This is a genomic window from Duganella sp. 1224 (assembly GCF_013408245.1).
Taxonomy (GTDB): Bacteria; Pseudomonadota; Gammaproteobacteria; order Burkholderiales; family Burkholderiaceae_D; genus Rugamonas.
This window is the reverse complement of sequence record NZ_JACBYS010000005.1, coordinates 310677-317729: the sequence shown is the minus strand read 5'-3', so window position 1 is coordinate 317729 and position 7053 is coordinate 310677. Positions and strand designations below refer to the sequence as shown.

Below are 7053 nucleotides of genomic sequence, written 5' to 3'. Positions count from 1 at the left end.
TGAGCGTAGTGACGGCCGGCGGTTTCGTACTCGACGTGGGCGGTGTTGATGGTGATGCCGCGTGCTTTTTCTTCTGGCGCAGCGTCGATCTGGTCATATGCTTTAGCTTCGCCGCCGAATTTTTTCGACAGAACGGTAGCGATCGCAGCGGTCAGGGTGGTCTTGCCGTGGTCGACGTGGCCGATGGTGCCGACGTTAACGTGCGGCTTGGTCCGCTCGAATTTCTCTTTTGCCATTTTAGACTCCTAACGATTTGTGTGATTGGCAGGGAACCCTGCCCGACTGTCTTGATAGTGCTGCCGTACTGCGTACTGCGAATTCTGGTGCCCTTGACGTGGATTGAACACGTGGCCTCTCCCTTACCAAGGGAGTGCTCTACCACTGAGCTACAAGGGCTGATGGGTACTGCCGGTTGATGCTTGCGCATCGGACTGCAACAAAACTGGAGCGGGTGAAGGGAATCGAACCCTCGTCATAAGCTTGGAAGGCTTCAGCTCTACCATTGAGCTACACCCGCGAGGTAATGTTCAATTCAATTCATCTTTACTGCGCCACTCAGTCTTTTTGCAAAAACTTGGTGGAGGGGGCTGGATTCGAACCAGCGTACTCATAGAGAACGGATTTACAGTCCGTCGCCTTTAACCACTCGGCCACCCCTCCGCGAGGAACCGCAGAGTATGAAGCAATTTTCTCGAACCGTCAACTCTTTTCTTCACCTTGTCGGTGTGGTGTCGACAGTTCGTCTGCTTCGGGGCGAGATTTTAAACGCACCAACTGCAAAAGTGCAAGTGTTGTTTTTACGTTGCATGTTTTCCTATACAATCGATTGACCCAATGAAACTTTCGGAGCCTCGCGTTTGAAACCTCGAAGCGGTCGCTGGCTGACGCTGCTGTTCGCCAACCTGGCCCTGTGGGCCGCCTACCTTGTCACCGGCCGCCTCGGCCTGCTGCTGGCGCTGCCGCCCGGCTACGCCTCCCCCATCTTCCTGCCGGCCGGCCTGGCGCTGGCCAGCTGCGTGGTCGGCGGCGCCCGCCTGCTGCCAGGCGTGGCGCTGGGCTCGCTGACGGTCAACCTGGTCTATCCCTACCTGCGCCCGGCTGGCATCAGCGCCCACGACGTGCTGGCCGCCTGCGCGCCGGCGGCGGGCGCGGCGCTGCAGGCCTGGGTCGGCAGCACGCTGTTCCGCCGCTACGTCGACCAGGGCATCGGCGCCGGCCGCGACGTGGTGCGCTTCATCCTGCTGGCCGCCTGCGTGACGCTGGTGTCCAGCACCGTGTCGGTGTCCGGCCTGATGGGCTTTGGCATCCTGCAGCGCGACACCGCCGCCACCGACTGGCTGGCGTGGTGGATGGGCGACACCATCGGCATCCTGCTGGCGGCGCCGCTGACCTGGATCGTCATCGGCCGCCCACGCGCGCTGTGGGCGCGGCGGCGCCTGCTGGTGGGCCTGCCGCTGCTGCTGTCGGCCGCCGCCTTCATCGCCATCTACCTGCAGGCCGACCGCTGGGAAAGCAGCCAGCAGCTGCAAACCTTCCGCCTCAAGGCGCAGCAGACCGGCGACCTGCTGCAGGCCCAGTTCAGCGAACACGAGCGCTTCATCTTTGCCATGGCCAAGGCCCTCAACGACCCGCGCCGCGGCCTCAACGCCGAGGACTTCGGCAACCTGGCGCACGGCTACCTCGACCAGCGCCCCGAGCTGATGTCGATGGCCTGGCTGACGCCGGTGGCCGGCAGCGAGCGCGCCGCCTTCGAGGCCTGGGCGCGCCAGCACGTGGCGCCCGACTACGCGATACGCGAGCGCAACGAGCGCGGCCAGTTCCCGGTCACCGCCGCGCGCGAGCGCTACTTCGTCTCCACCTTCATCGAGCCGGCCGTCAGCCGGCCCTACCTGGGACTGGACTTCCTGCACGACCCGCAGCGCCGCGCGGCGCTGGAGCGGGCCATCCAGTCCGGCCAGCCGACCGCCACGCCGCCGCTGCAACTGGTGCCGGGCGCGCGCAGCGCCGGCCTGCTGCTGCTGCAGACGGTCTACCCGCCAAGCGACCGCCACCAGGCCATCGGCTCGTTGCTGATCTCGATGCAGTTCGACGCCTACCTGAGCCAGGCGGTCAAGCGCTCCGAGTTCCCGCACTTCCTGCTGCGCTTCGAGGACACCGACGACGACGGCCCGCGCCGCGTGGTGCAGGACACGCTGCGCCGGCCGCTGCAGGCCGGCGACTTCCAGCGCCAGCTGCACTTCGGCGGCCGCATCTACGAGCTGACGCTGGCGCCAACGCCGGCCTACCTGCAGCAGCAGCGCGGCTGGCAAAGCTGGACCGTGCTGACCTGCGGCCTGCTGCTGACCGGCCTGCTGGGCACCTTGATGATGCTGATCAGCGGCGAGCGCGCCCGCATCCAGGCCGAGGTCAAGGACTCGACCTCGCGCCTGCGCCAGCGCGAGGCGCGCCTGCAGGCCATCCTCAACAAGGCGGCCGACGCCATCCTCACGGTCGACAGCACCGGCGTGCTGATGTCGGCCAACGCCGCCGCCGGCCGCCTGTTCGGCTACGCGCCGGAGAAGATGGTGACGCTGCCGCTGGACCGCCTGATCCCGGTTGGCGTGGGCGAGGCGGCCGGGCTGGACGCGGCCGGCCTGCTGCGCATGATCGCCTGCGGCGTCACCCACGAATACGAGCTGCCCGGCTGGCGCAGCGACGGCAGCGAATTCCCGCTGGCGATGTCGGTGTCGGAGGTCGAGCTGCCGGACGAGCACCTGTTCGTCGCCATCCTGCACGACCTGACCGAGCAGCACCTGGCGCAGGAACGCATCCACCGCCTGGCCCACCACGACACGCTGACCGGGCTGGCCAACCGCCTGTCGCTGAACCTGCGGCTGGAGCAGCTGCTGGCGCAGACGCGCCGCAACGGCGGCATGGCGGCGGTGCTGTTCATCGACCTCGACCACTTCAAGAAAATCAACGACACCCACGGCCACGAGACCGGCGACCAGCTGCTGATCGCCGTCGCCCAGCGGCTGCAGGAACTGCTGCGCGAGGTCGACACCATCGCCCGCCTCGGCGGCGACGAGTTCATCGTTGTCACCGATGGCGCGGTGACGCCGGACGAGGCCTCCAACATCGCCGTGCGCATCGTCGACGCGCTGACCGCGCCGTACCACCTGCACGGCAAGACCGTGCACAGTGGCGCCAGCGTCGGCGTCGCCATGTTCCCGAGCGACGGCGAGGACGCCGGCACGCTGATGCGCCACGCCGACACCGCCATGTACGCCGCCAAGAGCCAGGGCCGCGGCAACTTCCAGTTCTTCTCCGAGGCCATGAACAGCGCCACCCACGAGCGCCTGCTGCTGGAGAACCGCCTGTGGCAGGCGCTGGAGCAGAACGAGTTCGAGCTGTACCTGCAGCCGCAGGTGGAGCTGGCCACGCAGCGCATCATCGGCGCCGAGGCGCTGCTGCGCTGGCACCATCCGGAGCTGGGCATGGTGGGGCCGGACCGCTTCATCCCGATCGCCGAGGAATCGGGCCTGATCCTGCCGCTGGGTGACTGGGTGCTGCAACGCGCCTGCGCGCTGCTGCACGCGTGGCGCGCGCCGGGGCTGGCGCACCTGCGGCTGGCGGTCAACCTGTCGGCGCGCCAGTGCCACGGCCCGGGCCTGCTGCCGCACCTGGACCGCATGCTGCACAGCCACGGCATCGAGCCGGCGCTGCTGGAGCTGGAGATCACCGAATCGGCGGCGATGCAGGACCCGGAGCGCAGCCGCGCGCTGCTGATCGAACTGCGCTCGCGCGGCATCAAGGTGGCGATCGACGACTTCGGCACCGGCTATTCGTCGCTGAGCTACCTGAAGCTGTTCGAGATCGACCGCATCAAGATCGACCGCGGTTTCGTGAAGGACATCGAGAGCGACCCGGACGACGCCGTGATCGTCGCCGCCACCATCGCGCTGGCCCACTCGCTGGGGCTGGAAGTGATCGCCGAGGGGGTGGAAACCCAGGCCCAGCGCGACTTCCTGCGCGCCAAGCAGTGCGACGAGGCGCAGGGCTACCTGTTTGCAAGGCCGATGCCGGTGGCGCAGTTCGAGGCGATGGTACTGGCGGCGGCCACACCCGCCGCCGCCTAACCCACCGGGGTCAGTGCCGACATTCTAACCCACCGGGGTCAGTGCCGACATTCTAACCCACCGGGGTCAGTGCCGACATTCTAACCCACCGGGGTCAGTGCCGACATTCGGACACGAGCACAACCGTAGCGCCGCTACGGTTGTGCTCGTGTCCGAATGTCGGCACTGACCCCGGTGTGCCTAGCCAGGCGTGCGGCCGATGGTGGGGTCGCGCTCGATCAGGTCCAGCAGCGCGGCCACCACTTCCGGATCGAACTGCTTGCCGGCGCGCTCCTTGATGTAGTTGACCGCCTCGGTGTGCGGCCATGGCTCCTTGTACGGGCGCTCGTGCAGCAGCGAATCGAACACGTCGATCACCGCCACGATGCGCGCCGCGATCGGAATCTCCCGGCCCTTCAGCTGGTTCGGATAGCCATTGCCGTCCCAGTGCTCGTGGTGGCCGCCGGCGATCTGCGCGCCATACGTCAGGTAGCTGACGCCGTCGACCATGTTGGCCGCCCGCTCCAGGATGGTCTTGCCCACCGCCGCGTGCTGCTGCATCTCGGCGCGTTCCTCCGGCGTGTGGATGCCCGGCTTGAGCAGGATGTGGTCCGGCGTCGCCACCTTGCCGACGTCGTGCAGGATCGACGCCAGGCCGATCATCTCCAGCAACTGCGGTGTCACCTCGTCCGGATAGGCGCCGCGCTCGTGCAGCCGCTGCGCCAGCGACGACGACAGCATCTGCACCCGCCGCACGTGGCCGCCGGTGCCGCTGTCGCGGAACTCGGCCAGGTCGGCCAGCGCCACCACCGTCGCCTCCTGCGCCTTGCGCAACTGGCCGAACATGTACAGGTTGTCGAAGGCGGCGGCGATGCGCTGGCAAAACACCTCCAGCAGGTCGCGCTGGATCTGCGCCAGCGGCCACGGCGGCGTGACCGAGATCGCCACCTCGCGGTTTTCCTGGGTGTGGATGAACAGCACATTGGCCGGGTGCTCGAACTGCGATTTTTTCTCGGCGAAGGCCTTGGCGATGGTCGGCCACAGCGGATGCGTGGTCGGCATCAGCTCGGCGTCGTTGAGCGCGGCGTAATGGCCGGTGGCCGCCACCACGGTGGTGACGCCGGTGTCGCCCTGCATCAGGCACAGCACGCCGTCCGAGCCGACGTCGAGGATGGCGCTGACCTGGTTCAGCACGCCCGAGGCGAACTCGCGCAGCGAATGGATCTGGTACAGATTGGTGGCGCCGGCCAGGATCTTGCCCAGGCCCACGCGGCTGCGCTCCAGCATGTTCAGGCTCTCGTACGCGCGCAGCGCCGAGATGACCGTGGTGAACAGCTTCTGCGTGGTCAGCTCGGTCTTGGCCTTGTAGTCGTTGATGTCGTATTCGATGATCACGCGCTGCTCGGGCGCCTGGCCCGGCTGGCCGGTGCGCAGCACCACCCGCACGATGGCGTTGTGCAGTTCCTCGCGGATGCGGCGCGCCAGGATCAGGCCGGCGTCGTCGGTTTCCATCACCACGTCCAGCAGCACCAGCGCGATGTCCGGCGTGTCGCGCAGGATGTCGTAGGCCTCGCGCCCGCTGTAGGCGGAAAACAGCTCCAGCTCGCGGCCCTTGAAGCTGACGTTGCGCAGCGCCAGCCGCGTTACCGCGTGCACGTCGACGTCGTCGTCGACGATCAGCACGCGCCACAAACGCTGGTCCGGGGCGCCGGGACCGCTGGCCGGAAGCGCGTCTTCGTCTTCGTCGATCAGCCAGTTGTCGTCCGCGGCGTTGGAATCGGTCATACGCAATCTCCTGTGGTTCCCCTCAGGATAATCAGATTCCCCCCCTGTGACAACTCCTATCGGAGATGCACCGCAGCACTAGTTGTTGACGGGTGACGTCCCAGCCTCGAAGCTGGCGGCGGCGGTGCGGCTGGGCGCGCCGCAGGCGCCGGGATTGGCGCTGACGTCCAGGTTCTGGTAGCGGATTTCGTACTTGCCGTTGGCCAGCTTGTCGACCAGCAGCTTGTCGTGCGCCTGCACAAAGGCGTAGCGCACGTTGGCGCGGCGGTCGAGGTCGTACACCTTGATGAACACCGCCGAGGCGTTGCCGGCGTTGTCCAGCGTCAGCTGCATGTCGTCGCCGCGGTTGCCGACCGGGAAGCCTTCCATGTAGCCGGAGCGGGTCGGCCACGGCTCGCCGTTGGGCGCCAGCAGCGTTTGTGCCGGGGTTTCGCTGTCGCACTCGGCGCCGGCGCCCGGCAGCACCACCTGCGACGCCGCCACCACCCGGATCGGCGCCGCCTTGACCGTGTGGGCGTCGGCCAGCCGCACGGTGGCCCAGGCGTCGCGGCCCTCGGCCTTGCCGTCGCGGCCTGCCGTGGCGCTGTCGGCGGTGGCGGCGTTGGCGTTGATGCCCTTGCCGTTCCAAGCGTTGCTCAGGTTGCTCATCAGTTGCGGCTCGGCCACCATGGTGGCGCCGCCGAGCCAGCCCAGCAGCATGCACGCGGCCAGCGCCGCCCAGGTGCGCCAGTCGCGCCGGCGCGGGCGCCGCGGCGGGGCGTCGTTGACGTGCTCGGGATGCCAGCCGGCATCGTGCTTGTGCTTGTCGCCGCGCGGGCCGTCCTCGTGGCGGGTGCTTTCCAGCCACTCGATTTCCCATTCCTCGGAGGCGATCCACTCGTCGTGCTCCTTGCGGCGCTGCGGGTCGGACAGCGTCTCGTAGGCGCTGTTCAGAATCGCCATGATGCGCGCAGCCTTCTCATCCCCCGGATTTTTGTCCGGATGGTATTTTTGGCTGAGCGCCTTGTAGGCGGCACGTATGACCTCCTGTGGCGCCATACGCGACACTTTCAGGTTGTCATAGTGGGTGTGAATCTTGGCCATAGCGGGAAATCGACGCGGAATCAGTCATCATAGCCCATCTTAGCGCATGCAAGCCGGCGAGCAGACAGCGATTTGACTTGCTTTTCCA

The 7053-nt window shown here is 67.2% G+C and carries 4 protein-coding genes and 3 tRNA genes; 1 reads left to right on the top strand and 6 read right to left on the bottom strand.

Going from position 1 to position 7053, the window contains the following annotated elements:
* The 4 genes from FHW58_RS21490 to FHW58_RS21475 all read right to left on the bottom strand — a co-directional run.
* Positions 1–236 (bottom strand): GTP-binding protein (locus FHW58_RS21490; RefSeq protein WP_229265435.1); only part of this gene is annotated, 236 nt, incomplete at its 3' end.
* An 85-nt stretch (positions 237–321) separates the two neighbouring features.
* A tRNA-Thr gene (locus FHW58_RS21485) sits at positions 322–396 on the bottom strand.
* Positions 397–443: 47 nt separating this feature from the next.
* Positions 444–517 (bottom strand) — tRNA-Gly (locus FHW58_RS21480).
* Positions 518–575: 58 nt separating this feature from the next.
* Positions 576–660, bottom strand: a tRNA-Tyr gene (locus tag FHW58_RS21475).
* A 197-nt stretch (positions 661–857) separates the two neighbouring features.
* Between FHW58_RS21475 and FHW58_RS21470 the strand changes: the two genes are divergently transcribed.
* Positions 858–4118 (top strand): EAL domain-containing protein, encoded by a 3261-nt coding sequence (locus FHW58_RS21470; RefSeq protein WP_179675205.1) that lies wholly within the window; start codon positions 858–860, stop codon positions 4116–4118.
* A gap of 180 nt (positions 4119–4298) precedes the next feature.
* On the opposite strand, the gene FHW58_RS21465 is transcribed toward FHW58_RS21470, so the two are convergent.
* Complete coding sequence (locus FHW58_RS21465) at positions 4299–5882, bottom strand: DUF3369 domain-containing protein (RefSeq protein WP_179675204.1); 1584 nt, start codon at positions 5880–5882, stop codon at positions 4299–4301.
* Between the two features lie 78 nt (positions 5883–5960).
* Complete coding sequence (locus tag FHW58_RS21460) at positions 5961–6965, bottom strand: J domain-containing protein (RefSeq protein WP_179675203.1); 1005 nt, start codon at positions 6963–6965, stop codon at positions 5961–5963.
* Between the last annotated feature and the right edge of the window lie 88 nt (positions 6966–7053).

Bases quoted from the DNA above. Each gene is read 5' to 3' on its own strand.
- FHW58_RS21465 (WP_179675204.1), bottom strand. From the start codon at position 5,882: ATGACCGATTCCAACGCCGCGGACGACAACTGGCTGATCGACGAAGAC.
- FHW58_RS21460 (WP_179675203.1), bottom strand. From the start codon at position 6,965: ATGGCCAAGATTCACACCCACTATGACAACCTGAAAGTGTCGCGTATG.